The organism is Metasolibacillus sp., assembly GCF_025291715.1.
Lineage (GTDB): Bacteria > Bacillota > Bacilli > Bacillales_A > Planococcaceae > Metasolibacillus > Metasolibacillus louembei.
Genome location: NZ_JAMBIZ010000003.1, coordinates 188,867 through 214,723 on the forward strand (window position 1 = coordinate 188,867; position 25,857 = coordinate 214,723).

At 38.5% G+C, this 25,857-nt stretch carries 29 protein-coding genes and 1 pseudogene; 23 read left to right on the forward strand and 7 right to left on the reverse strand.

Annotation, left to right across the window (positions count from 1 at the left end; all coding sequences use genetic code 11):
• Nucleotides 1–14: 14 nt before the first annotated feature.
• The 22 genes from M3Z76_RS03895 (at nucleotide 15) to M3Z76_RS04000 (ending at nucleotide 17,628) form a co-directional block, all read left to right on the forward strand.
• Nucleotides 15–302: a BMC domain-containing protein gene (locus M3Z76_RS03895; RefSeq protein WP_293920838.1), complete on the forward strand. Its 288-nt coding sequence runs from the start codon at nucleotides 15–17 to the stop codon at nucleotides 300–302.
• 176 nt (nucleotides 303–478) lie between these two features.
• Nucleotides 479–1,063 (forward strand): phosphate propanoyltransferase, encoded by a 585-nt coding sequence (gene pduL / locus M3Z76_RS03900; protein ID WP_293920836.1) that lies wholly within the window; start codon nucleotides 479–481, stop codon nucleotides 1,061–1,063.
• Nucleotides 1,064–1,075: 12 nt separating this feature from the next.
• The gene (locus tag M3Z76_RS03905) at nucleotides 1,076–1,936 is read left to right on the forward strand and encodes a phosphate propanoyltransferase (protein WP_293920834.1); all 861 of its coding nucleotides are present in this window, start codon (nucleotides 1,076–1,078) and stop codon (nucleotides 1,934–1,936) included.
• Nucleotides 1,937–1,994: 58 nt separating this feature from the next.
• Nucleotides 1,995–2,279 (forward strand): EutN/CcmL family microcompartment protein, encoded by a 285-nt coding sequence (locus tag M3Z76_RS03910; RefSeq protein ID WP_293920832.1) that lies wholly within the window; start codon nucleotides 1,995–1,997, stop codon nucleotides 2,277–2,279.
• Entirely contained in the window at nucleotides 2,272–2,625 is a 354-nt protein-coding gene (locus tag M3Z76_RS03915; RefSeq protein WP_293920830.1) for a BMC domain-containing protein, read from the forward strand. The genes M3Z76_RS03910 and M3Z76_RS03915 overlap by 8 nt, the downstream gene beginning before the upstream one ends.
• Nucleotides 2,625–3,569 carry a malate dehydrogenase gene (gene mdh / locus M3Z76_RS03920; protein ID WP_293920827.1) on the forward strand — a complete coding sequence of 315 codons (945 nt, stop codon included), beginning with the start codon at nucleotides 2,625–2,627 and terminating at the stop codon, nucleotides 3,567–3,569. Before M3Z76_RS03915 ends, mdh begins: the two co-directional genes overlap by 1 nt.
• A 188-nt stretch (nucleotides 3,570–3,757) precedes the next feature.
• Nucleotides 3,758–5,083 carry an NfeD family protein gene (locus M3Z76_RS03925; RefSeq protein ID WP_293920825.1) on the forward strand — a complete coding sequence of 442 codons (1,326 nt, stop codon included), beginning with the start codon at nucleotides 3,758–3,760 and terminating at the stop codon, nucleotides 5,081–5,083.
• Between the two features lies 1 nt (nucleotide 5,084).
• On the forward strand, nucleotides 5,085–6,080 hold the full coding sequence (gene floA, locus M3Z76_RS03930; protein WP_293920823.1) for a flotillin-like protein FloA: 996 nt from the start codon (nucleotides 5,085–5,087) through the stop codon (nucleotides 6,078–6,080).
• A 32-nt stretch (nucleotides 6,081–6,112) separates the two neighbouring features.
• Entirely contained in the window at nucleotides 6,113–6,574 is a 462-nt protein-coding gene (locus M3Z76_RS03935; protein WP_293920822.1) for a hypothetical protein, read from the forward strand.
• Nucleotides 6,575–6,631: 57 nt separating this feature from the next.
• Nucleotides 6,632–6,865: a hypothetical protein gene (locus M3Z76_RS03940; protein ID WP_293920821.1), complete on the forward strand. Its 234-nt coding sequence runs from the start codon at nucleotides 6,632–6,634 to the stop codon at nucleotides 6,863–6,865.
• Nucleotides 6,837–7,955 (forward strand): sporulation protein YqfD, encoded by a 1,119-nt coding sequence (locus tag M3Z76_RS03945; protein ID WP_293920820.1) that lies wholly within the window; start codon nucleotides 6,837–6,839, stop codon nucleotides 7,953–7,955. Before M3Z76_RS03940 ends, M3Z76_RS03945 begins: the two co-directional genes overlap by 29 nt.
• Before the next feature lie 11 nt (nucleotides 7,956–7,966).
• Entirely contained in the window at nucleotides 7,967–8,926 is a 960-nt protein-coding gene (locus M3Z76_RS03950) for a PhoH family protein (protein ID WP_293920819.1), read from the forward strand.
• 149 nt (nucleotides 8,927–9,075) lie between these two features.
• Nucleotides 9,076–11,175 carry an HD family phosphohydrolase gene (locus M3Z76_RS03955; protein ID WP_293920816.1) on the forward strand — a complete coding sequence of 700 codons (2,100 nt, stop codon included), beginning with the start codon at nucleotides 9,076–9,078 and terminating at the stop codon, nucleotides 11,173–11,175.
• Between the two features lie 11 nt (nucleotides 11,176–11,186).
• Entirely contained in the window at nucleotides 11,187–11,663 is a 477-nt protein-coding gene (ybeY, locus tag M3Z76_RS03960) for an rRNA maturation RNase YbeY (RefSeq protein ID WP_293920814.1), read from the forward strand.
• Nucleotides 11,663–12,013, forward strand: coding sequence for a diacylglycerol kinase family protein (locus M3Z76_RS03965; RefSeq protein ID WP_293920812.1), 351 nt, complete (start codon nucleotides 11,663–11,665; stop codon nucleotides 12,011–12,013). Before ybeY ends, M3Z76_RS03965 begins: the two co-directional genes overlap by 1 nt.
• A 23-nt stretch (nucleotides 12,014–12,036) precedes the next feature.
• Nucleotides 12,037–12,456, forward strand: a complete 420-nt coding sequence (locus M3Z76_RS03970; protein WP_293920810.1) for a cytidine deaminase — start codon at nucleotides 12,037–12,039, stop codon at nucleotides 12,454–12,456.
• Nucleotides 12,431–13,348: a GTPase Era gene (gene era, locus M3Z76_RS03975; protein WP_293920808.1), complete on the forward strand. Its 918-nt coding sequence runs from the start codon at nucleotides 12,431–12,433 to the stop codon at nucleotides 13,346–13,348. Before M3Z76_RS03970 ends, era begins: the two co-directional genes overlap by 26 nt.
• Nucleotides 13,349–13,496: 148 nt before the next feature.
• Nucleotides 13,497–14,270 carry a DNA repair protein RecO gene (gene recO, locus M3Z76_RS03980; RefSeq protein ID WP_293920806.1) on the forward strand — a complete coding sequence of 258 codons (774 nt, stop codon included), beginning with the start codon at nucleotides 13,497–13,499 and terminating at the stop codon, nucleotides 14,268–14,270.
• A gap of 80 nt (nucleotides 14,271–14,350) precedes the next feature.
• On the forward strand, nucleotides 14,351–15,496 hold the full coding sequence (locus tag M3Z76_RS03985; RefSeq protein WP_293920804.1) for an acyl-CoA dehydrogenase family protein: 1,146 nt from the start codon (nucleotides 14,351–14,353) through the stop codon (nucleotides 15,494–15,496).
• Nucleotides 15,493–16,485 (forward strand): acyl-CoA dehydrogenase family protein, encoded by a 993-nt coding sequence (locus M3Z76_RS03990; RefSeq protein ID WP_293920803.1) that lies wholly within the window; start codon nucleotides 15,493–15,495, stop codon nucleotides 16,483–16,485. The genes M3Z76_RS03985 and M3Z76_RS03990 overlap by 4 nt, the downstream gene beginning before the upstream one ends.
• A gap of 12 nt (nucleotides 16,486–16,497) precedes the next feature.
• Nucleotides 16,498–17,307, forward strand: coding sequence for an enoyl-CoA hydratase/isomerase family protein (locus tag M3Z76_RS03995; protein WP_293920802.1), 810 nt, complete (start codon nucleotides 16,498–16,500; stop codon nucleotides 17,305–17,307).
• Nucleotides 17,308–17,319: 12 nt separating this feature from the next.
• On the forward strand, nucleotides 17,320–17,628 hold the full coding sequence (locus M3Z76_RS04000; protein ID WP_293920801.1) for a hypothetical protein: 309 nt from the start codon (nucleotides 17,320–17,322) through the stop codon (nucleotides 17,626–17,628).
• Nucleotides 17,629–17,804: 176 nt separating this feature from the next.
• Here M3Z76_RS04000 and M3Z76_RS04005 read toward each other — a convergent pair whose 3' ends face one another.
• Genes M3Z76_RS04005 through M3Z76_RS04020 form a run of 4 tightly spaced genes read right to left on the reverse strand, consistent with a single transcriptional unit; the run spans nucleotide 17,805 to nucleotide 21,534 of the window.
• Complete coding sequence (locus tag M3Z76_RS04005; protein WP_293920800.1) at nucleotides 17,805–18,410, reverse strand: response regulator transcription factor; 606 nt, start codon at nucleotides 18,408–18,410, stop codon at nucleotides 17,805–17,807.
• The gene (locus tag M3Z76_RS04010; RefSeq protein ID WP_293920799.1) at nucleotides 18,400–20,466 is read right to left on the reverse strand and encodes a sensor histidine kinase; all 2,067 of its coding nucleotides are present in this window, start codon (nucleotides 20,464–20,466) and stop codon (nucleotides 18,400–18,402) included. The genes M3Z76_RS04005 and M3Z76_RS04010 overlap by 11 nt, the downstream gene beginning before the upstream one ends.
• Nucleotides 20,467–20,478: 12 nt before the next feature.
• Nucleotides 20,479–21,357: a polyprenyl synthetase family protein gene (locus tag M3Z76_RS04015; protein WP_293920798.1), complete on the reverse strand. Its 879-nt coding sequence runs from the start codon at nucleotides 21,355–21,357 to the stop codon at nucleotides 20,479–20,481.
• Nucleotides 21,358–21,369: 12 nt separating this feature from the next.
• Nucleotides 21,370–21,534, reverse strand: coding sequence for a hypothetical protein (locus M3Z76_RS04020; RefSeq protein WP_293920797.1), 165 nt, complete (start codon nucleotides 21,532–21,534; stop codon nucleotides 21,370–21,372).
• A 265-nt stretch (nucleotides 21,535–21,799) separates the two neighbouring features.
• On the opposite strand from M3Z76_RS04020, the gene M3Z76_RS04025 reads away from it, so the two are divergent.
• Nucleotides 21,800–22,183, forward strand: coding sequence for a hypothetical protein (locus tag M3Z76_RS04025; protein ID WP_293920795.1), 384 nt, complete (start codon nucleotides 21,800–21,802; stop codon nucleotides 22,181–22,183).
• Nucleotides 22,184–22,413: 230 nt separating this feature from the next.
• Here the strand turns inward: M3Z76_RS04025 and M3Z76_RS04030 are convergent, their stop codons facing one another.
• The 3 genes and pseudogenes from M3Z76_RS04030 to M3Z76_RS19815 all read right to left on the reverse strand — a co-directional run.
• Nucleotides 22,414–23,595 carry an FtsW/RodA/SpoVE family cell cycle protein gene (locus tag M3Z76_RS04030; RefSeq protein WP_293920793.1) on the reverse strand — a complete coding sequence of 394 codons (1,182 nt, stop codon included), beginning with the start codon at nucleotides 23,593–23,595 and terminating at the stop codon, nucleotides 22,414–22,416.
• 620 nt (nucleotides 23,596–24,215) lie between these two features.
• Complete coding sequence (locus M3Z76_RS04035; protein WP_293920792.1) at nucleotides 24,216–24,737, reverse strand: isochorismatase family protein; 522 nt, start codon at nucleotides 24,735–24,737, stop codon at nucleotides 24,216–24,218.
• 125 nt (nucleotides 24,738–24,862) lie between these two features.
• A pseudogene (locus M3Z76_RS19815) lies at nucleotides 24,863–24,991 on the reverse strand (thiamine biosynthesis protein MoeB); the annotation flags it as partial.
• Between the last annotated feature and the right edge of the window lie 866 nt (nucleotides 24,992–25,857).

Consider the following 25,857-nt stretch of genomic DNA (forward strand, 5'->3'; position numbering starts at 1 on the left):
TGGAGGAATGAAAAATGAACAGAGAAGGTACAGCTTTAGGAATGGTAGAAACAAAAGGTCTTGTAGGAGCAATTGAAGCAGCTGATGCAATGGTAAAGGCAGCTAGCGTAAACTTAGTAGGTAAAGTACATGTTGGTGGCGGTATTGTAACAGTATTAGTACGTGGTGATGTAGGTGCAGTAAAGGCAGCAACAGATGCAGGTGCAGCAGCAGCAGAGCGCGTAGGCGAATTATTATCTGTACACGTAATCCCACGCCCACATAACGAGTTAGAATTAATTTTACCAAAGTATGAAGGATAATTAAGTAGCTAAAACGGGGCTTGTCTAAAATTTATCAACAAGCCCCATGCTTTATTTTCGTTGAGCGAATTTAGTTGGTGGTTGAGCGATTTTCCACGTTCGTTGAGCGAATTTTGGCTTTGGTTGAGCGAATTATTACTTTGGAACTATACAAATTCAAATCAGAGGTGACTCGCATGAGCATAAAAACAATTCCTGTTGCGATTTCAGCGCGACATATTCATGTAAGTGAAGAAGATTTGCAAACGCTTTTTGGTCCAAATGCGAGCTTAACAAAGGATTTTGACCTTTCACAGCCAGGGCAATATGCAGCAAAGGAACGCGTATCGATTGAAGGACCAAAAGGTATTATTCATAATGTGCGTATATTAGGACCAGCAAGACCTGCAACACAAGTAGAAGTAAGCAAAACAGATGCGCTAAAGCTTGGTATCAATCCACCATTAAGACAATCAGGTGATGTTGAAAACTCAGCAAGCATTAAAATTATCAATGGTGATAAAGCGATTACAATTAAGCAAGGTGCCATTATTGCACAAGCGCACATCCATATGACGGAAGAAGACGCAAAACAATTCAATGTAGAAAACAATGAGATTGTTTCAGTTGAAGTGGAAAGTGAGCGTCCTGTTACATTGCGTGGTGTTGTTGTGCGCGTATCTAACAACTTCAGCTTAGAAATGCATATCGATACAGATGAAGCGAATGCTGGCTTTATCGAGCAGCAGGCTAAAGGTACGATTTTTAAAACAACAAAGTAAGGAGGAGGTTTGATGCAAGAGAACCTAGTACAAAAAATTGTAGAAGAAGTGTTACAGCAAGTGTTGAAAAATCAGCCTTCCCTTCAGCATGATCATCAAATTCCAGTCGGCGTCTCAGCACGTCATGTTCACTTAGCACAAACAGAGGTAGAGCAGCTATTTGGGCAAAACTACCAACTAACACCGAAATTTGAGCTTTCACAGCCTGGTCAATTTGCTGCAGAGGAAACGGTTGTTATTGCTGGTCCAAAAGGCTCGATTGAGCGAGTACGAATTTTAGGACCAGCACGCTCTTTATCCCAAGTGGAAGTTAGCTTCACAGATGCTATTAAGCTAGGCGTAGCACCACCACTTCGCATTTCTGGTGATGTAAAAGGCTCAAGCCCTATCACCTTAATTGGACCAAAAGGTAGTGTGGTGTTGAAGGAAGGGCTTATTGTAGCAAAGGCACATATCCATATGACGCCAGCTGACAGCGCTCGCCTACAAGTAAAAGACGGACAAAGCGTACAAGTAAAGCTAAGTGGTATAAGACCAATTATTTTATCAGATGTCATTATTCGTGTATCAGAGCGCTATCGCTTAGAGATGCATATTGATACAGACGAAGCAAATGCCGGCTTAATTAAGCAAGGGGCTTGCGCTGAAATTGTGCAAGCACAGTCTATTGAGCAAGCGCCGCAGCCAGTCATGCAGCCTACAATACCATCACCTGAGCAAAAATCGGTGTATCACTTTACAAAAAAACTACTTTCACAAGTGCAAGTAGCGGCGATTGAAGAGCAGGAAATTGTCGTATCAAAAAAGACGATTGTGACAGCATTAGCACATGATAAAATTCGGGAATTGAATAAAACATTAACAATAGTGTGAGTGCCAGGCACACAAACAATTCTGACAATTCATGAATGCAGAATAGAGGGTGAAGCAAATGCAGATAGGAAGAGTGATTGGCAATGTTTGGGCAACTCGTAAAGAGGATGGCTTGAACGGCTTAAAATTATTAATTGTTCAACCAATCGATTCCAATCAACAGCCGATACGAACTGAGCTTGTTGCTGCCGATCGTATCGGTGCAGGGATAGGCGATGACGTTCTAGTTACAAGTGGTGGATCTTCACGCTATATTATGAAGGATAATCCGCTACCAATTGATGCGGTCATCATAGGAATTATAGATTCTACAGAAGTAATGCGAGGTGAAGACGATGAGTAGTGCAATCGGTATGATTGAAACAAAAGGGCTAGTAGGCTCTATCGAAGCAGCAGATGCAATGATTAAAGCTTCCGATGTAACAATTGTGAAGCAGGAGTTTGTAGATGGTGGTATTGTGACGGTCGTTGTTCAAGGCGATGTTGGCTCTGTACAAGCAGCAGTTGAGGCAGGGAAAGCGGCGGCGACACGTGTAGGTGAATTATTATCCGCACATGTTATTCCTCGACCTGATGGCGATGTCTATCAAATGATTAAAGGCCAAGAGCCACCAAAGAAAAAGCCAGCTCCAGCACGTGGAAAGAAAGTGACAGAAACAGCTCCAACAGAAAGTGGCGGTGAAGCATAATGTCATTTCAAAAGCATAAAATTGCAGTTATTGGTGCAGGGCATACAGGGGCAACACTGAGCTTATTTTTAGCGCAAAAGGAGCTAGGCGATGTTGTGCTACTTGATATTCCAGATGCAGAAAACCCAACAAAAGGGAAGGCGCTGGATTTATTGCAAACAGGTCCAATTGAGAAGTTTAATGTTTCTGTAAAAGGGACTAGCAATTACGAAGACATTGCAGGCGCTAGTATCGTGGTGATTACAGCAGGTATTCCTCGTAAGCCAGGGATGAGTCGCGATGATTTAGTAACAACAAATGCCAATATTATTAAGCAAGTATCTGCGCAAATTAAAAGGTATGCACCTGACAGCATTGTGCTGATTTTAAGCAATCCAGTAGATGCGATGACATATGTGTGCTATAAGGAAACAGGCTTTCCGAAAAACCGTGTCATTGGTCAGTCAGGTGTTTTAGATACAGCACGCTTCAATACGTTTGTCGCACAGGAATTACAGATTGCACCTGAGGACGTATCAGGCTTTGTATTAGGTGGACATGGAGACGAAATGGTTCCATTAATCCGCTATTCCTATGCAGGCGGTATTCCTTTAGAAAAGCTTATTCCTCAGCAACGACTAGAGCAAATCGTTGAGCGCACGCGCAAAGGTGGCGGTGAAATCGTTGGCCTTCTTGGCAATGGTAGCGCCTACTATGCACCGGCAGCAGCCTGTGCACAGATGGTGGAAATCATTATGAAAGACCAGCGTAAAATCATCCCATCAATTGCTTTATTGGAGGGCGAGTACGGCTATAATGATTTATTTTTAGGCGTACCAACGATATTAGGTGGTAACGGCATTGAGTCTGTCATTGAATTACAGCTAACAGCAGAGGAAAAGCAAGCGCTACAGCATTCCGCGCAAGCGGTACAGCAAGTCATTGAGATTTGCCGTAATATTTAATAAAAAGCAGTGAGGAAAATTTTTATTTCTTCACTGCTTTTTCTGTTGTTTGTCAGCATATCATTATTGTTACACAAATAAATAGGCTATACTTTAAAGTGCAAGGAAAGTTTTTATACTTTTTTTGAAACTTTTAGACATTTGCTTCGTATAAACAGGTAATCGAATTTATAGAAAGGGGAGACGAGATGAAAAGGATGAGAATACTTAGTTGGCTCTTCTTGCTGATGCTATCCATTGCCTTAGCTTTTCCTACACAAGCATTTGCCGAAAGCAAAGTTTACCATGTACCGATTGAAAATAATGTAGAAAAAGGGTTAGAAGCATTTTTACAACGTGCATTTCAGGATGCAGAAAGTCATGGGGCGGAAGCAATCGTACTTGAAATACATACTCCCGGTGGCTTTACAGATGCAGCAGATAATATCGCAAAAATCATCAAGCAATCCGATATACCTGTCATTGCCTTTATCAATACGAAAGCGCATTCAGCAGGAGCATTTATCGCATTGAATGCAGATAAAATTTATATGACACCAGATGCGACAATCGGTGCAGCAGGTGTTGTGGATGGTGCTGGCAATGCAGCGGAGCTAAAGGCACAAAGCGCTTGGATTGCGCAAATGATGGCTGCGGCTGAAAGCACAGGGCGAAAAACTGAATATGCGCAAGCGATGGCTGATCCATCCATTGATATGAGTGAATACCGAGCACCTAAAGGTGAATATTTAACACTATCAGCCACAGAAGCATTGGAAGTGGGCTACTCCAATGGCACTGTGAAGGACTTGCAGGAAGTTTTAATAGCAGAAAATTTAGCGGATAGCAAAATCATTGATATGGAGCCAACAATTGCGGAGCACATTACGCGCATTGTGACGAATCCAATCGTTATCCCGATTTTATTATCGATTGCCAGCCTCGGCTTAGTTATTGAGCTATATTCACCAGGCTTCGGGGTTTCTGGCATTATGGGCTTATCAGCGCTAGGGCTATTCTTCTTTGGGCATTTAATTGCAGGGTTTGCAGGATATGAATCAATATTATTACTATTTATTGGTATCATTCTAATCATTGCAGAATTTTTCGTCCCAGGTGGCATCGTCGGCATTATAGGTGGTGCACTAGTTATATTAAGCTTGCTTTTAGCAGGCGCTAATTTTGTCCAAATGGGCTATTCAATTTTAATTGCGATGTTCATCGCGGTTGTAGGAATGGTGATTCTTATGAAATTCTTTGGCAAAAAGTTGCATATGTTTAACAAGCTTGTGTTAAAGGATGCAACGACGACGGAGGAAGGCTATGTATCCAACGTCAATCGAATTGAGCTTATTGGTAAAAAAGGGAAAACGATGACGCCATTTAGACCAGCAGGTGTTGTTTCCGTTGATGGAGAGCGCATTGATGCCGTGTCAGATGGTAGTTATATTGATGCTGGTAAGCAAGTAGAAATTATTAAGGTAGAAGGCTCACGCATTGTTGTGCGAGCAATAGAAGAAATGGAGGAGTTATAGTATGTTTGAAACAGCAGGAGTAGTTGGTTTAACAATTATTATCATTGCTATTTTTATCGTTTTAGCAATCTTCTTCACATTCGTTCCAGTAACGTTGTGGATTAGTGCATTAGCAGCAGGTGTTCGTGTAAGTATTTTCACATTAATCGGGATGCGTTTACGTCGCGTAATTCCATCGCGCATTGTTAACCCTTTAATTAAGGCGCATAAGGCGGGAATTGAAGTAACGATTAATCAATTAGAGTCACATTATTTAGCAGGTGGTAACGTAGACCGCGTAGTCAACGCATTAATCGCTGCACACCGCGCTAATATTGAATTATCATTTGAGCGTGCGGCTGCAATCGATTTAGCAGGTCGTGACGTATTAGAGGCAGTACAAATGTCGGTTAACCCAAAAGTAATTGAAACGCCGTTTATTGCAGGTGTAGCAATTAACGGGATTGAAGTAAAAGCGAAAGCACGTATTACAGTGCGTACAAACTTAGATCGTTTAGTCGGTGGTGCAGGTGAGGATACAATTATTGCGCGTGTTGGTGAGGGGATTGTCTCAACAATTGGTTCCTCTAAATCACACTCAGTTGTATTAGAAAACCCAGATTTAATTTCACAAACAGTGTTATCAAAAGGCTTAGACTCAGGTACAGCGTTCGAAATTTTATCCATTGATATTGCAGATGTAGATGTTGGTAAAAATATTGGTGCAGAGCTACAAATTGAGCAGGCACAGGCAGATAAAAACATTGCACAGGCAAAAGCTGAGGAGCGTCGTGCGATGGCAGTAGCAACAGAGCAGGAAATGGTTGCGAAAGTTCAAGAGATGAAGGCGAAAGTTGTTGAAGCAGAGGCGGAAGTACCAATGGCAATGGCGGAAGCTTTACGCTCAGGCAACCTTGGTATTATGGACTATATGAACTATAAAAACATTCAAGCGGATACGATGATGCGTGATTCTATTGCGAAATCAACAAATGATGACAATACGCAAAATAAATAAGTATCGCATCATTTAGAAGGGAGGTTGCTTAAATGGAATCGTTAATTATTTTTGCGGTTATTGCGATTATCTCCTCTTTATTCGGTAAAAAGGAGAAGTCTAAAAACACGAAAAGCATGCCACCATTTAATCAATCACAATCTCAACAGGAGCAGCGTCAGCCTAAACCGAAGCAAGCTCGATCTTTAGAGGATTTCGCTAATGAAATTTTTGGGCAGCTTGAGCAAAAAAAGGCGGAGGTACAGCAGCAATGGGAAGCGCCTAAACCTGTGCAAGTGGAGCGAGCTGTAGTGGAAAAGATAGAACTACCAAAAGACGCTCAAAAGCCACCAACAACGCGACCAAATATTGAAAAATCAACACGCGTTGTGCAGATGAAGGAGCGAGAAGCGGCTGTATTCACACCACCAACAACGAAAAAAGCGCTCGTGCAAGCGATTGTTGCTGCAGAAATTTTAGGTCCACCAAAAGCAAAACAGCGTCAAGTACGTTAAACTTATACATGCCTCCTTTTTCTAATGCATATAGTACGAGAAAGGGAGGCTGTTTTTATGAAAAAATTATTTCAAATGGCTGCTATATTTGAAATGACCAATTTTCAATTATTTAAATGGCAGGGTAACTATCGCATTTTAGCTGCATCAGAGGCGAGCTGCTCATGTATGATTGAAGATTATGTCGTGCATATTATGGGAGAACGCATTATTGTAACGGTTTTAGCGACAAATGGCTTCACCGTTTCCTGTGAAAAATTACATGCACTACAAATTGAAAAACATGCATAAAATCGATTATCGACGCGTTCGTGTATCGGTGGCGAAAAATCCAAAAACAAATGATTTACTACAATATTTACATAGCCATCATATCGCCATTCATCATGTGCGAACAACGAAGGATGCGCTACAATTTGAGATAGCCCGACAGCATATTAGCGTATTACGCAAAGCTCGCAGCAAATATGGCGTCAAAGTAAAGCTAGATTATTTAACAACAGACGAGCTTCTGCCAAGACGTTTCATCACGCTAATTAGCTTGCTTTGTCTTTGGCTAATACCGATATTTTGCAATTATTGGATTTGGGAAATTGACATACAAGCAACAACACCTGAGGAGAAACTTGCCATTGAACGCTTAGTGCAGGAGGAGTTTGCTGCACCTATTTTAAAAAATCGTTTACCAGCAGACCAAGAGGTGCGGGAGCTTATTATGCAAAAGTTTCGTGAATATTCGTGGGTGCACGTCGCAAAAGTAGGCAGTAAAATGACGATTCAGCCACAGCTAGCACCAAAAAATGAAGTGCAGGAAAATAAAGATGACTACTATCATCTCATTGCGAGAAACAGCGGTGTGATTACACACTTTGATATAAAAAGTGGTGAACGCAAAGTAACGCCAAATATGACTGTCTATAAAGGAGATACGCTCGTATCCGGACTTATGGTCGTAGGAGAGAAGCAGTTGTTAATTGGTGCAGTTGGGGATGTCTATGCCGATTATTGGCTTGAAAGTGATTTTGTTATTCCGCAAAAAGTGCAGTATGAAGTCGTGACAGAGGAAGCATGGCATATTGCTTTTGCGAAGGACGGACTACCAACCGAAGTAAAATCGCTGGCATTGCCTAAGTGGCTAGCGCGTTATGTGCGTGTCGTAAAGGTAGAGACAAGAAAAAAAGTTGTTGAAACATTGACAGAGGAACATATTGAATCACGTATTTTACCATTGCTGCATGAAAAAATGAGTCAATCATTGCCAATGAAAAGTAGAATTAAGAAAGAAAACCTTTTACACATTCAATTTGAAGGTGGTAAAGTAAAGGGGAAGGTTCTTTATTTAATAAATGAAAATATTGCAAAACCTTATCCTATTCATTAAGGAGCGTTGGAATGTCAGAAAAAATTTCACAGTTACAGCTAGATAATCCGAATGAAGCCGTGATGCTATTAGGCATGTCGGATGCAAATATTAAATTAATTGAAGAAACGTATAATGTACAAGTGATTACACGTGGAGAAGTTGTGCAAATCGCAGGTGATAATGAAGCAAAGAAGGAGCAGGCGACATCTGTTTTATATGCTTTATTGCAAGTTATTCGAAAAAATATTAATGTTGACCAACGTGATGTGTCAACAGCGATTGAAATGGCTAATAAAGGAACGATTGAATACTTCCCTGCACTTTATGAGGAAGAGATTGCACGCAATACGAAAGGTAAGCCGATTCGTGCAAAAACGATTGGGCAGCGTGAGTATATACGTGCCATCCGCCATCGTGATTTAATTTTTGGCATCGGTCCTGCGGGTACAGGTAAAACGTATTTGGCGGTCGTGATGGCAACACAGGCATTAAAAAATGGGCATGTGAAGCGCATTATTTTAACGCGACCTGCTGTAGAAGCGGGTGAATCACTAGGCTTTTTACCAGGGGATTTAAAAGAGAAGGTCGATCCGTACTTGCGCCCACTGTACGATGCACTACATGATATTTATGGCGTGGAGCAAACGCAGCGTTTAATCGAGCGCGGGACAATCGAAATCGCACCGTTAGCCTATATGCGTGGTCGTACGTTGGATGATGCATTCGTTATTTTAGACGAGGCGCAAAATACAACACATCAACAAATGAAAATGTTTTTAACGCGTTTAGGCTTCGGATCGAAAATGGTCATTACAGGTGATAAAACACAAATTGACTTGCCGAAAAATACAGAATCAGGTTTGATTATCGCAGAGCGCACATTGAAATATGTGAAAGATATTCATTTCCAAATTCTTGAGCAGGGCGATGTCGTGCGTCACCCACTTGTAGCAAAAGTAATCCAAGCATACTCAGAACAAGAGCTATAGTGAACATGGAGGCTGTTTGAAAAGAGCTATACTTTTCAAGCAGCCTTTGTTGCTATTCAATAAAGCATTTTTCCTAGTCCACGAAAATGACATGAAATAAACATGAAATCACGCTCAAAAATTGGTAAAATAAGAAGTGGAGGTGTGCAATGAAAAAACAATTAAAAAACATAATGCAAATCGTTCAATTTCGTTATTTTTTAATCGTAGTCCTCTTCATTACAGCGACGATTCAATTTCTATTTATGACAGGTAATGTAAGGGGCATTACATATGATATACAATTACTGCAACTTGCACCCGAAACAATCCGCTCGGTGAAAACAGTAGAAGATACAGTTAAAACAGAAAGAGAGCGTGATAATGCGGAAAAATCTGTCGAGCCTGTGTATGTTTTTAATGAAGAGGTGGTAGACCATCGGACAGCCATTGTTACATCCGTTTTTGATATTGTGCTAGATGTACGAAGAGAAACAAAAGATGATACAATAGAAAAAAAGATTGAAGAGCTAAAAGAGGGCTTGAAGGATATTACAGAAGCTCAAAATTCCTTAAGCTTTAGCAATACGCAGCTTGAAGTATTGTTAACAATCGATGAGGAGCTATTAATTCATACGAAGGAAAGCTTAGCACAAATTGTCGAAAATGCGTTAGATCGTCCGTTTCGTAAAGATCAAATATTAACAATCCGCAATGAAATTGATAGTAAAATACGTCAGCAATCAACAATCGCAGAGCCACTGCTCAACACAGCGATTACGCTTGGACGAGCCGCAATTATTGAAACGGAAGTGTTGGATGAGGAAAAGACGGCTTTACGTGTGCGACAAGCCCGCGAAATGGTGGAGCCAACACGTATTTTACAAGGGCAAATTATTGTGCAAGAGGGTGAGCTCATTGATCGCGAGGTATACCGACAATTAGAGCTATTAGGCATGCTTGATACGAAGGAATCGTTAAAGCCTGTTTTCGGCTTGCTTATTTTAATATTCCTGCAAATGTCCTTTATTTATATCGTTTTTGATCGTTCAAAAAAACCGATAGCTAAGCGTCGAAATGAATTGCTTGTAACAACAATTGTTTACACGTTATGCATCGTAATGATGAAATTAATGAGCATCGTGGCAGTTAATTTCGATGTGATAATTGCCTTTTTATTCCCAACAGCTCTTGCAACAATGCTGATTCGCTTACTTGTAAATGACCGTGTTGCGGCAATTATTACTGTAATGACTGCAACATCAGCAGGTATTATGTTCCATAGCGGCTATGCAGCCGTGTTGCAGATGGATATTGCCTTGTACATTTTGTTTGGAGGCTTCGCAATGTTGTACTTTATGCGCAACCTTGAAAAGCGTTCTGCTTTGTTGCAGGCATGCGGCATTTTAGCGATTATGAACATTTTATTTATTAGCTTCTATTTACTAATGTCGCAAACAGGCTACGGTTTAACAGAGGTTGGCTTCTACTTTACAGCAGCAGTCATTTCAGCAGTGCTTTCTGGCGCGTTGACAATGGGGCTACTACCGTTCTTTGAGTCAGCATTTGGTATTTTATCAACAATGCGCTTAATTGAGCTATCAAATCCGAACCATCCGTTGCTTAGAAAACTATTAACAGAAACGCCAGGGACTTATCATCATAGCATTATGGTAGCGAACTTAGCAGAGGCAGCATGTGAAGCGATTGGTGCTGATGGACTATTAGCGCGTGTCGGCTGTTATTACCATGACCTTGGCAAGACGAGAAGACCTACTTTCTTTATTGAAAATCAAATGTCAGGCATTAATCCACATGACACATTGCCGCCACAATCGAGCGCAGATATTATTATTGCGCATACAACAGATGGAGCAGCACTATTGCGCAAGCATAAAATGCCGCAGGAAATTATTGATATTGCTTTACAGCACCATGGTACAAGCTTATTAAAGTTTTTCGTTTATAAAGCGAAGGAAGAGGGCATGAATGTTGATGAGTCAGCATTCCGTTATCCAGGTCCGAAGCCGCAGACGAAGGAAGCAGCGGTGATTAGCATTGCAGATAGTGTGGAGGCAGCGGTCCGTTCAATGAAGGAGCCTACTGCTGAAAAAATTAAAAAACTTATACAGTCTATTATTCAGGACCGTGTACAGGATGACCAATTTGATGAATGTGATATTTCATTAAAGGAATTAAAATTAATTGAAGATGTATTATGTACAACATTAAATGGGACATTCCATTCTCGCATTGAATATCCAAAATAGGAGGACCATTGATGGCATTAATAATTGACTTTTTAGATGAAACAAACACTGTGCAAGAGGCACATATTAACTTAGTAGAGCATTTACTGCAGCATGCAGCAAACGAAGAGCAGCTAGATGATGGCAGTGAGCTATCTGTTACATTTGTGACAAATGAAGCCATTCATGAAATCAATCGAACGTACCGTGATAAAGATCAACCAACAGATGTGATTTCCTTTGCGTTAGAGGAGCTAGGAGAAGGAGAAATTGAAATTGTTGGCGAAGGTATACCGCGTGTTTTAGGCGATATTATTATTTCGGTGGAGCGCACACAGGAGCAAGCAGATGACTACGGTCATTCATTTGAACGAGAACTAGGCTTTTTAGCTGTACACGGCTTTTTACATTTACTAGGCTATGATCATATGAATGAGCAAGATGAAAAAGAAATGTTCGCTAAACAAAATGCGATTTTAACTTCCTTTGGCTTAGGACGCGAGGTATAATGGATATCCGCAAGTTTATGCGCTCCTTTGTTTACGCATTTCAAGGAATGATAGCGGCAACAAAGGAGCAAAATATGCGCTTTCATTTAATAAGTGCATGTATCGTCAGCATTGCAGGCTTTTTCACAGGCTTAACGACAATGGAATGGATAGCGATTGTGGTGGCAATAATGCTTGTCATTGGAGCAGAGATGATAAATAGTGCCATTGAGCGCGTCGTTGATTTAGCTACAGCAGAGCTTCATCCATTGGCAAAGGCTGCAAAAGATATAGCAGCAGGCGCGGTACTTGTATTTGCAATTGGCAGTGTTATAATCGGGGTACTCATTTTTTTCCCAAAATGGTTTTAATGTAGTTAGAGGAGGCAAAAGGAATGGATAAAAATACATTAATGGAACAATCAAAGGTAGCACGTCAAAAGGCGTATGTACCTTATTCAAAATTCCCAGTAGGTGCAGCGCTATTAGCGGAGGATGGCACAGTTTATTTAGGCTGCAACATTGAAAATGCAGCATATAGCATGGCAAACTGCGCAGAGCGAACTGCTATTTTTAAAGCAGTATCAGAAGGCGTTAAAAAATTCAAAGCAATTGCAATCGTTGCAGATACGGATAAGCCTTGCTCTCCATGTGGTGCATGTCGCCAAGTAATGAGCGAGTTTTTTGCACCAGACATGCCTGTGTATTTAACAAACTTAAAAGGTGATGTACAAGAAACAACAGTTGGTGAGCTGTTACCAGGTGCATTCACAACGGAGGATTTAGATTATGCAGCAAGCAAACAATCCCTATAAATCGGGCTTTATTTCCATTATTGGCCGACCAAATGTAGGGAAATCAACGTTTTTAAATCGTGTCATCGGACAAAAAATTGCGATTATGTCAGATAAGCCACAAACGACGCGCAATAAAGTGCAAGGTGTACTGACGCAGGACGATTCGCAAATGATTTTTATCGATACACCAGGCATTCATAAGCCAAAGCATAAGCTAGGCGAATTTATGTTAAAAGTATCAAAAAATACGCTGCGTGAAGTCGATGTTATTTTATTTATGGTCAATGCTGAGCAAAAAATCGGAAAAGGGGACGAATTTATTTTAGAGCTTTTAGCGGGCAATCAAACACCTGTCTTTTTAGTGATTAATAAAATCGACCAAGTGCACCCAGATGAGCTTATTACGATTATTGAATCGTATAAAGATAAATACCCTTTCAGCGAAATCGTGCCAATTTCCGCATTACAAGGGAACAATGTTGAAAACTTACTAACAAAGCTGGGGGAGTACTTACCAGAGGGGCCGCAATATTATCCAGCAGACCAAGTGACAGACCATCCAGAGCGTTTTATTATTTCCGAGCTGATTCGCGAAAAAGTATTGCATTTAACACGTGAGGAAATTCCACATTCAATTGCAGTAGTCATTGATAAAATTAAGCGCGATGAAGAAAATGAAAATATGATTCGTGTACAAGCAACAATCATGGTTGAGCGCGATTCGCAAAAGGGCATCGTTATCGGCAAGCGTGGTGCATTGTTGAAGGAAGTCGGCACATTAGCACGCAAAGATATCGAGATGCTACTTGGCTCAAAAGTTTATTTAGAGCTTTGGGTAAAGGTACAAAAAGACTGGCGCAACAAGCAAACACATTTACGTGACTTTGGCTTCCGCGAGGATGAATATTAAGGAAAATGAAAACTCCCGCTGCAATGTGGGAGTTTCTTTTGCTTACATTGGGGGAAACGTGGAATAAAACTGAAAAAACGTAGAATAAACTTTCGAAAACGTGGAATAAATCTCGAAAAATGTGGAATAAAAGGGAGGTGCAATCAAAATGCTACACAAATGGGAGGGAATCGTCCTCAAGGCAAGAGCCTATGGTGAGTCCAACAAAATCGTCACATTGCTAACGCGTGAGGCAGGGAAAATCGCTGTGATGGCACGTGGGGCCAAAAAGCCAACAAGTCGCTTAGCAGGTATTACACAGCCCTTCATGTATGGCTTGTATTTAGTGCAACGTACAACAGGAATGGGCACATTGCAGCAAGGAGAGCATTTAAATGCAATGCGTACGCTGCAAACGGATATCCGTGCAACAGCTTATGCAAGCTATATCGGAGAGCTTGTCGACCGCTTAGTAGAAGAAGGTGAACCACAGCCCTTCGCCTTTGAAGTAGTTAGACAAGCACTACTGGCTATCGATGAAGGCTATGACCCAGAAGCGATTGCCTTATTTGTAGATTGGAAAATGCTGCCGTTCGCAGGAGTACAACCAATTTTACATGCGTGTGCAAGCTGCGGCTCCTCAGATGGAGAATTCGCCTTCTCCTTTGCACAGGGAGGCTTTTTATGCCATCGCTGCTTCCACCATGATCCATATATCATTCGCTTATCACCAACCCAGCTTAAGCTGATTCGGATGTTTTATATGATGCCAATTGAGCAAGTAGGGAAGCTTGATTTAAAGCCGCAAACGAAGATGTTTATTAAAAAAATTGTGACAACAATTTATGAGGAGCAAACGGGCATTCGTTTGAAGTCCAGAAGCTTTATCGAGCAGCTAGACAAAATGGGAGGTGCCTGGCACACAAACAATTCTGAAAATTAAGGACAATTCGAAATTATTAGACATCCATACTTGGCAAGCGATAAAATAAAGTAGAAGCATGACAAAAGGGGATGGGAGAAATGAAATTACCAGTTGTGCAGTTTACGAGAGAGCAGCAAGCATTTCGTTTAGAGGTACGTGCTTTTTTACAGCAGCATCTTAAAGCGGGGACATTTCAAACGAAATGTGATTCATGGTTAAGTGGAAGTGATTCAGCCTTTTCAAAGTTAATCGCAGCACAGGGCTGGATTGGTATGACATGGCCAAAGCATTATGGTGGGGCAGAGCGCAGTACAATTGAGCGCTATATTTTAACGGAGGAATTTTTGGCAGCTGGTGCACCTGTTGCAGCACATTGGTTTGCTGATAGACAGACAGGGCCTTTGTTGTTGCGTTTTGGCACAGAGGAGCAGCGCCAATTTTTCTTACCCAAAATCATTCAAGGGGAATGTTTTTTTGCAATTGGCTTAAGTGAGCCAAATAGCGGCTCTGATTTGGCGTCTGTACGAACGAAGGCCGAAAAGGTGGAGGGGGGCTGGCTTGTCAATGGCGCAAAAACGTGGACGAGTAACGCACATGATGCGCACTATATGGTGACACTTGTGCGCACAGCGCCTTATGATGAGCAGCATAAGCATAAAGGTTTAAGTCAATTAATCATTGATTTGCATGCACCTGGTGTAACAATTACGCCGATTCCTTATTTAACAGGTGAGCGTCATTTTAATGATGTGTTTTTCGATAATGTTTTCATTCCTGATAATATGGTTGTTGGGACACTTGGCAATGGTTGGGCGCAAGGCTTGGCAGAGCTTGCCTTTGAGCGTAGTGGACCTGAGCGCATTTTAAGCACATTTCCATTATTAAATGAATTAATTGCGGAGCTAAAAAAGGCTAATGATATAGTTGGCTTAGCAACTGCCTCCAAACTATTAGCCGAAATGTGGAGCTTACGCAATTTATCGCTCGGCGTTGCACAGGTGTTAGAAGAAGGTGGCGAAGTAGCAATTCTAGCAGCGCTCGTCAAAAGCATCGGTACAAAATTTGAACAAAAAACACCTGAAATCGCAAGGCTCCTCGTGCGAGCATATCCGAGCCTGCAAGCGGAGCGTGCATTTGACCGCTATATGGCACAATCCATTTTGCATGCGCCAGGCTTTACAATAAGAGGCGGTACATCAGAAGTACTGTACGGCATTGTAGCGAAAGGGGTTATTGCGCAATGAGTGAAATGCTAGAAATCGTTTCAGATGTGTTTGAAAAAATGTGCAAAGACTTCGTTACAAAGGAGACAGTAGATTTACTAGAGGAAGGACAATGGGCAAGTGCACTTTGGCAGCAGCTAGAGGACAATGAGCTGTTGAAAGTCGCTGTAACAGAGCAACACGGTGGAGCAAATGGCGATATTGCAGATTTATTAGCGCTCTATCAGCTAGTAGGCTACTATGCTGTGCCAGCACCTATACTGGAGCATACACTTGCTAACTTTATATTGGAAGCGATGGGACTTACCCCTTATTCAACAGTAACAACAATTTTATTTGATGAGCAGTATGATAAGGCGGATGGTACCCTGCATCATGTTCCATGGGCAAGGGTTGCACAACAGCTTGTCCTTGTGGCAAAAAAGCAGCTAATGGTCATTGATTTATCACAGGCAACCATTACACAAGCAACGAATTTAGCAGCCGAACCGCGCGATACGGTCAGCTTCCAACAAGCTGGGATTATCGCACAGGTAGCTTTATCTAAGCAGCAACTGCAACAACTTATTAGCTATAGCACTGCAGCGAAGCTAGCTGCAATGAGTGGTGCACTCGATAAAGCATTCCAGCTGACAGTGCGTTATTCAAAGGAACGTGAGCAATTTGGTCGTCCTATTCATCGCTTCCAGCTCATCCAGCAACACATAGCGATTCTTGCAGGGGAAGCTGCGATTGCAACAGCAGCAATTGAAAATATAGCACATGGAATGGAACGATCTGAAATAGCATTCGCCAGCATCCGTCTAGATGAAGCAAGTAAAATCGTGGCAACCTCTGCACACCAAGTGCATGCCGCAATCGGTGTGACATATGAGCATAGCTTACAGCACTACACACGCCGCCTATGGGCATGGCGCGATGAAGGCTTCACTGCACATCACTGGCAAAACCAGTTAGCGCAAGAATTGCTACAAATAGAAGACCTATGGGCATGGATGACGACGAAATAAGGGGGACTTTGAATGGCTGACTTATTATTCGATGTACAGGACGGAATTGCAACAATTACGCTCAATCGCCCTGAAGCAATGAACGCATTTAGCGAGGATATGCTTACAAGGTGGATTCAAGCACTTGAAACGGTACGCGATGATGATGCAATTCGTGTACTAATCGTCAAAGGGAATGGTAAATGCTTTTGTGCAGGTGGCGATATTAAAGCGATGGCGGCAGGTAAAGGCTTTTTTGAAAGCAAGGCTGATATTACATCAACGGCCCTTGCCCGCAAAAATTCTCTATGGAAGCGTGTTCAACGTGTACCTTTGTTACTGGAGGAAATCGATAAGCCAGTTCTTGCACAAGTGCACGGCTTTGCCTTTGGTGCAGGGCTTGATATGGCGTTAATGTGCGATATTCGCATTGTTGCACAGTCTACGAAATTTTCCGAGAGCTATGTTAATGTTGGTATTGTGCCAGGCGACGGTGGCGCATACTTTTTACCGAAGCTTGTTGGCATTGATAAAGCACTTGATATGCTATGGACAGCACGTATATTATCTGCGGATGAGGCGAAAGAGGCAGGGCTTGTCACATTTGTTGTACCGGACGAGGAGCTAGCGCAATACACACAAGCCTATGCAGAAAAGTTAGCAAATGGACCAACAACGGCGATTCAGTTTATTAAACGCGCTGTTTATCAAAGCCAAACGATGTCCTTACGTTCATCGCTTGACTATATATCCTCACAAATGGGGCTTGTCACAGAGCTTGCTGATTTTCATGAGGGTGTGCAAGCAGTGGTGGAGAAGCGTAAGCCGAGGTTTACGGAATGAGTAAAATAAACTATGCATGGTTATCAAGCATTGTGTTTGTTATTTCTAGCGCTTGTGCATGAATTAAATCGGTTAGAATTTCATTTAACAGATGAGGAATTACTGAACCATATGCTTGAACAATGGCTTCTTCAACAAATCGCGAATGAGTCAAATATGCAAGTCAGCGATGATGAGGTGATGGACTATGCACTTCAAACTAAAATGGGATTCCGACAAACCTACTCACCACAAATGCAAGAAATCATAGAATTGTTAGCAGAAAAATATAATGTGTCAATAGATGATTACTTCACACACTCAGATATATTAGCACAATAGGAAAATACTTTGAGAGTAGAGAAGCTAATCAATCAGATGACGGTAGAAGAAAAAATAACAGCTAATTATACGGTGGATCATTCGGTTGAGGATTTGCTAAAGCAATATAAGGATTCTATGAATAGTCATTAAAATTAAAAAGCAACTACCATAAAAAGGGTAGTTGCTTTTTTAGGCTATTGTGTATTAAGTAAGCCATCCTCCATCGCCTTTAATACAATTTGCATGCGATTATCTACATGTAGTTTGCGCATAAGTGAGGTAATATGATGCTCCACTGTGCGTTTGCTAATATGGAGTGTTTCACTAATTTCTATATTGCTTTTTCCTGCCGATAGCCAGTGTAAAACTTCCTGCTCTTTCGACGTTAACAAAAAATCAACTTGTCCTTCTACAAATGGAGGAAATACAGAACTTCCCTCATAGACGGATTTAATTGTAGCAATCAGCTCTTGTGGCGGTTGGTCCTTCGCTACAAAAGAGCGAGCTCCTGCATTATAGGCCCCCTGTAAATAGGCATCATCGTTATAGCCTGACAGCATAATAATCGCCAGCTCCTTATTACTTTTTAAAAGCTGCTTTGTTAAAAGTAATCCGTTATAGCCCTTCATTTGAATATCCATTAAAATAATATCGGGTTGAAGTTGATCTATGGTATTCGCAAGCGTACTAGGATCTGAAATCATAGCAATAACGTGTATTTCCGCATCATTTTCTAATAGCTTTTTCAATCCTTCCAGCACGACGATATGGTCATCTACAAGCAATACATTAATCGCCATCTGTTTCATTCCTTTCAAGTGGTAGCGTAATAGTTATTTTTGTACCCTGTTGCAAGACTGAAGAAATCATCATTGTTCCAGCAAATTGCTCTGTTCTACGCTTTAATGTAAGTAAACCAAAATGTTGCTCAGCATATAAATATTCGTCATCTGGCAGTGTGAAGCCATCACCATTATCCTCTACAATTATAACAAGCGAGTCTAGATAAGCTTCAAGTGTCACTGTAATCGATGTCGCATTTGCATGTTTTCCTGCATTTTGCAGTAGCTCCTTGATGCTACGATAAATATGTTTGGCAAGCTCTGGTGCTAGAATGGTATCATCTATGTCACAAGATAGGTAGATAGGGATTTGATATTGTGTTTGCAAGCTTTTTTGTAATGACTGTAAACTTAATCTTAGCCCTAAATTTTCGACAATGGTTGGATATAATTCCTGACATCTCTCACGAATTGTAGCAATTGTTTGTGCTAACGGCTCATCTAGAACTTGATAAGAGTTAGTTGCACGTATTTCATATAATAGTACAAGCAGTTGCTGTAAAATATCATCATGTAAAAAGATAGAAAGGTTTTTTCGCTCGTCCTCCACACTAGCAAGTAATCGTTTATTAGTATGTCGTATAAGGGAAGAAGCATGTTCAGTGGATTTTAACTCTTGTTCGAGTTGTACTAAAGCTTGGGCATGCAAAAATAATTGTAATACCTCAAAATAAATGCTCTCTAGTAAAATTAACTCATCTTTTGTCCATTCTGCCAAATTTATTTTTTGTCCAATAACTACAAGTCCAAGTAATTTAGATTCATCTGTAATCGGTAATAGATGATAAGGATATTGGTAATTTATTTGGCTTGTATTTTCATATTTTTTTAACAATGACTGAATATCCTGCTTCTCCAAAAGCCCAGTATCATACAAAACAGTTGCCATAGGGCTAGCCCAAATAACGGCAACATGTTGCACATCAAGCATACGCTGTATTAGTTTTACCGTATGTTCCGCGCAAAGTGGTAAAAAGGTTTGATGATACAATTCTTTGAGCATCTGTCTTCGTTGTTGATGCATGGCAATAAGTTGTACCTCTATGCGCGGTTTTTCTAAGCGTCTGAGTCCCTTATGTATAAGAAGAAAAAGGGTGAAACCACTTCCTAAAATAATAAGATTCTGCATTATTTGTTTAGTTGGTAGCTCCACAATAAAATGTAAAATAGTAATTAGCACACTCAGCATCAAGACCAATGCACTTACAGGAATCAATACTCGACTAGCCAAATAACTAAAATCGAAAACTTCTTGTTTTGTTAGTAAATACATTAACGTAAGAGGAAATAGAATGATAGTAAGTATTGTATAGTTAAATGGCAAATTTTCAAGGTGGAATAGCCCATCTAAAATTAAACTACCTAGTAATGGGCTAAATGCTAGAATAGAGCTAACAAGAAAAATAGCTAATTGATTACGAATCCATTTTGTATTGAAGCACCATAAGCGAATGATTAAGACAGTGCATGAAAGCAATGTAATCAGTAGGTTGGTAATTAATAATATAGGAATTAATCTACTGAACAAGGTGCTATCTTGAAGGCTAAGTAACCCTCTAACTATTTCTAAAATATTAATAATAAGAGCAAGTCCAAACATAAACCATTTTATTTGATAGAACAATTTTGATTGATTTGTTGTAGGAAAACGTTCAAAAAAATACAGTAAAAAATAAGCAGAAAAACTCACAGCAAGTGTTTCAATTTCATAGGCAATAGGAATTCTATAACTTGAAGGTTTCGCATAGGTAATCGCAATTCCTGCAACAGACATTAAATAAAAATAGCGCTGTATGACAATGGATTTTGGCTTTTTCGTATACGTATAAAAGCCAATAATTAAAAATGCTGCTCCAATAAAATAAGTAGAATCGTTATATAGTGTAATGATTATAAAATCCCTGATACTGGAATTTTCTATACTAGTGTAAGACAGGCGATATGCATAGCCATGCCAAAAAGCAAATACCCAAATCGTCAGTAGTGCTATAAATAGTAAAATATGTCGATACATGATTTAAAACCTCTATTCAATCATTGCCATGATATGTGCAATTTCTCGCGGTTTATTTGGATACTGTTGCTGTAATAATATTTTTGCCTGCTTACTATATTTTTTAGCTAAAATTGTACAATAATCTATCGCACCTGTTTCTTTTATGTATGTTTGGACTTCTTTTACATCAAAATTGGGAAGTTGCAATTGTGCCCTTAACCAACCGTCATCTTTTTTTAATGCCATAATAAGCGGCAAAGTCGCTTTTTTCTGTTGTAAATCATTTTTATTTGATGCAAAAATGTCTCCTATATCATTAGCTAATTGCGCTGCATAGCCAATTGTTGTTGCAATTTCAATTAAGACTGGATTTTGTTTTGTATTATACAGCTCAAAAATAAGCTGTATAAAGGAACAGGATTTTTTCTCTATCATTTGAAAATAGTATTGTTCTGTTGCGGTAGGATGATCAGCGGTAATTGAAATATCGAGCCACTGTCCGTTACTTGCCTGCTGTAAATTTTGATAAATACAGTTCCAAGTTGTAGGAAATGACTGTGTTGTTTCTTGCCTAAACAAATGGAGCGCTTCCATTAATAAGGCAGGTGCTAGAACACCTTGTTTCGCAGGAGACAATGATTGTGGATTATCTCCATCAACAAAATCATCAAATAAATCAGTTGCTAATAATAATAATTCCATTGCGGCTGCTTGAGAAATAAGAGATTCTCCCACAATTAAAAAGGAAATGTGATAAGAAAACTCTCCCCAAGTGAACTGGCTATTTTCGTGAAATATTTTCCCTTCACTATGTAATAAGCCAAAAATGATTTGTTTCATTTTTGGGTGCAAATTCCTTGTGACTAGAAAATTTTTTATAAAGAGTTGGATTGTTTTTTTTGTTGTCATAAAAGATTTAAACTATTTCCATTGCTCAGAAATTAGTTGAATTTTTCCCTCCATTTGTTCCTTCAATAATTGAAACATATCCGTATCTAATACTTCTTCCGCATATGCCCATTCCGCTTGTCCAATAAAATTTTTTTCCTTAAAAAGTTGAATAACTTCCCATAATTTTTGATTCATTGTGAAAACCTCCTAATTTATTTCATTTATGAGATTTTAACATAGTTCTAAATGAATGTATATCCGTATTTACCGTAATAAAACAAATTATTAAAATTGCGGTAAATACGGATATTCATGAGTTATAAGTTTTGCTAAAGTATAGTTAAGCAATATGTACGATACTTTCGTACAACAATCTGGATGCGCACCAGTTGTTATGATGTCGAAAAGTGTTATTTGTATTGCTTAAATTAGTTTCAATAGTAAAGGAGAGTAATTTAAAATGAGAAAAATGAAGTTAATTTTAATGGTAGTTGTAAGCTTTATGAGCATATCATTATTTAATTTGAAAGATGCTAGTGCATCAGAATTTCAAGAAGTAGCTCCAGCTGCGGCGGGGTGGCAAAATTTGGGCACTTGGTCTATGAAAAGTGTTGTTGCATTTGGATCAGACGGTGGCAATCTTAAAGCATGCGTCGCAGGAACAGATAAAGTTACTTTTAATTTAGCTAGAGATATCGGAATACCACTACCGGGAACATTGGCTACAACATCAGGAGTTTCAGGGGATAATTGTGCAAATTGGAGTGGGCTATCTAGGGGAGCTTACAATTTACACAAAGATAATTTCAGAACTGTGTATCATATTGTAACTGTATGGGATTAAGATTACATATATTGTTATTTTGATCTGCAACATATAAATAATTCAATATAAAAAGAATTCATTTTGATGAAAGATTAAACAAAATGAATTCTTTTTTTTATGAAAAATTTAAATGCAATATCTTATGATAAATATGTAAGAACAACGTATATTACATATACACAAAATAATAAGGTTATACATAAAAAAAAAGAACATAAACCCGAACCTTAAGTTGTTTTGAATCCATTTTATTCTTCCTCTCCCGTATTCTCAAACATAAAGTATCTATATGAATTTTTGATAGAGATTATTATCCCGACTAACATCATATTCGAAAGCAGAGAACTTCCTCCATAACTTAAAAAAGGAAGTGTGACACCAGTTACAGGTAATAATCCTATTGTCATTCCTACATTTTGAAATACCTGAAATGAAAGCAAACCAATAATTCCTGATATCAAGAGAATAGCGAATTGTGTATTGACAAGCAATGCAATTTGTACAAATCGAAAAATTAATATGAATAATAATATTATTATTACAGAAGCACCCAAAAATCCAGTTTCTTCTGCAATATTAGCAAAAATAAAATCGGTATGCTTTTCGGGAATATATACATTATTTTTCATAAATCCTTTTCCATATATTTCACCTGAACCAATCGCTAATAATGCCTGTTTGGTTTGATAAGCAGAGTCCCCATGATTGAAAGGGTCAAGCCAACCATTAATTCTAGAAATTTGATGAGGTGATAGAAGACTGAGTATTTTATTTTGATAAAATTCATGGAAAAATAAGTAACAAGTTACGATAAAACTTATCAGAATCAAGGGTATACCCAAGATTGAAATTAGAATTCTTTTTTGGATACCTGAAAAAAATAACATTGGAAATAGCATTGATACATATAACAAAATCATTCCTGTATCAGGTTGTATATACACTAAAATAACAGGAGGTAAAGTAAGAATACCTATTTTTAAAAGTAATAGAATGTCTGACTTAAATGTATGCACTTCATATTTTGTATTGTGATGAACAACTATCCAACTAGTTATTATCAAAAAAGAAAATTTTAAGAATTCTGATGGTTGGAAAGTGCCGATAAAAGGAATTTGATACCATGCTTTTGCTCCATTAACAGGTCGAGCGATACTTTCGGGTGCAAAGATTAGACCTATTAACGAAATAAATAAAATAAAATACATAGCTAAAGAGATGGCTTTTATTTGTTTGGCATCTAATTGTGAGATGAAAATTATTAGTATAAACCCTACAATATAGAATATTATCTGTTTATAAACAAAATTAATAGCCCCTACATATTGTCCATTTATCGAGCTGCTTGAATAAATAAATAAACAACTCGCTATACAAAGCAAAAAAATACAAGTAATGATTAAATAATCTAGTTTTATTTTAAATTTCATAAAGCTAACTCCTAAAATTGTGTATAAAATGGTTATTCTATAATGATAAATTTGTATTGAATAATTCCATTTCTTGCACAACAAAAATAGTGATGATTACTACTATTTCTCCTTTTCTTTAATATTTAATTTTAAATGCGAAAAAATATAATTATAAAGAGGTATGTTACTAATCACTCGTTGTTAGAGATTTTGAATAAACAGTTAAATTGCTTTACGATGTGCCATAAGAAATCAATGCGACTGTTCTGAAATATGATTAATAACATCCTTGGTCTGTTTCCGTAATAATTGAAATGTATCCGCACCTAATGTCTCTTCAACTATACTTTTTTTATGAAGAAAGTATAATGATTTCCAGTGATTTTTTAGTTCATGTTAAAAACCTCCTAATTATTTCATTTGGAAATTCTAGCATAATTCCAAATGAATGTATATCCGTATTTACCGCAATAGAGTAAGTTATGGGAATTAATGAATATTTTCTCTTAATATATTTACCCCTCTAAACTTTTAATCGACAAATATTTGAAGATTTTTGATATACCGATGTTTTCTATATAAATGGAATGATACTACAAGAAAAAGCAACCACCAAAAAAGGGAGGTTGCTTTTTCTATTAACTCTCTAAATACTCTTCCATATCTAGCACTTCAATGACATTCGACCAATGCAGCACAGTGCCAACAAAATCCCGAATATCTAAGCCTGTCATTTCGTAGGTTTCGACATTATTCACTGTATTTGTTGCATCCTCGATAAAGGTTGTGCGGAAGCCTCGATCATAGGCAGCAATCGCTGTAAATTGACAGCAAAACTCCGTATTAAAGCCTGTAATATAGACATGCTCAACACCAAAATTCCCTAACAGCTCCTGCAAGTTTGTTTGATAGAAGGCACTTGGTGTTTTTTTGATCACAAGATGCTCTATATATGGTTGAAAGCGTTCGATAATTTGTGCGCCTTTGTTAGTAGGATGAAGCACGCTTTCCTGTGCCTCGTCGAAATGCTGAATAAAAATAATAGGCTTTTCCTGTACCTGAAATGTTTGAATACATTGTTCGATTTTTGTTAATGTATCGTCACATTGTGTTAAATCAACTAAGCCATTTTGTACATCGATGATGAATAAAGCTTGCATGAAGTTTCCTCCTCCAATTTGAATTTAAATTGAGGATGCTGTAAATGGTGGTGTTTTCATCTAGTTATTTGCTCCTTTAAGTTATCTATATTAATATATTCTATTTGATTCTTGTTTTTCCTTTATTAAGCAAAATATTGATAATAAATGCTTTTTGCCTGTTGTATATCGGCAGTGCCATGTACGAAGACACGGCCATCCTTAAATGCGGTAAGCTGATACTCTTTTACATGAAAGCTAATAAGAAAATCATTGCAATGGGTGATCTTCTCTGCTGGTAGCTGCTCTTTTAATGCGAATAAATATTGTGTATAAAATGGTTATTCTATAATGATAAATTTATATTGAATAATTCCATTTCTTGCACAACAAAAATAGTAATGATTACTACTATTTCTCCTTTTCTTTAATATTTAATATTAAATGTGAAAAAAATATTAAAAATTATAATGAGGTATGTTACTAATCACTCGTTTTTAGAGATTTTGAATAAACAGTTAAATTGCTTTACGATGTGCCATAAAAAATCAATGCGACTGTTCTGAAATATGATTAATAGCATCCTTGGTCTGTTCCCGCAATAATTGAAATGTATCGGCACCTAATGCCCTTCAACATATGCTTATCCATTAAACTTTTTTTCTGAAGAAAGTCTAATGATTTCCAGTGATTTTTTAGTTCATTTAAAAAACCTCCTAATTATTTCATTTGAGAATTCTAGCATAATTAAAAATGAATGTATATTCGTATTTACCGCAAAAAACTTAAATTTGGAAATTGCGGTAAATACGGATATACACTGTTTATTGATTTTGTTAGAGTTATGATAAGCAACATTATTCCATAGATAAACTGGTGCGCAACGGTTGTTTGAAATGTTGCTGAAATCTCTGATATTGTTTCAATCGTCATAAATTTAAGGAGGTTACGAATTATAAAATAAATCTCAATAGGACTCGGTTTATTGCTAGAGTTTCCTAAAGGAACAAGATGAATTCATTACAGGTTATTTTTGTGAATAATTTTATAAAAATATCCAAACTCACTAGTGTCGCATTAAAATAATTCAACGCTTTATAAAAATCTAAATTTTCAGTAATTTTATCTTTGCATAAAAAAA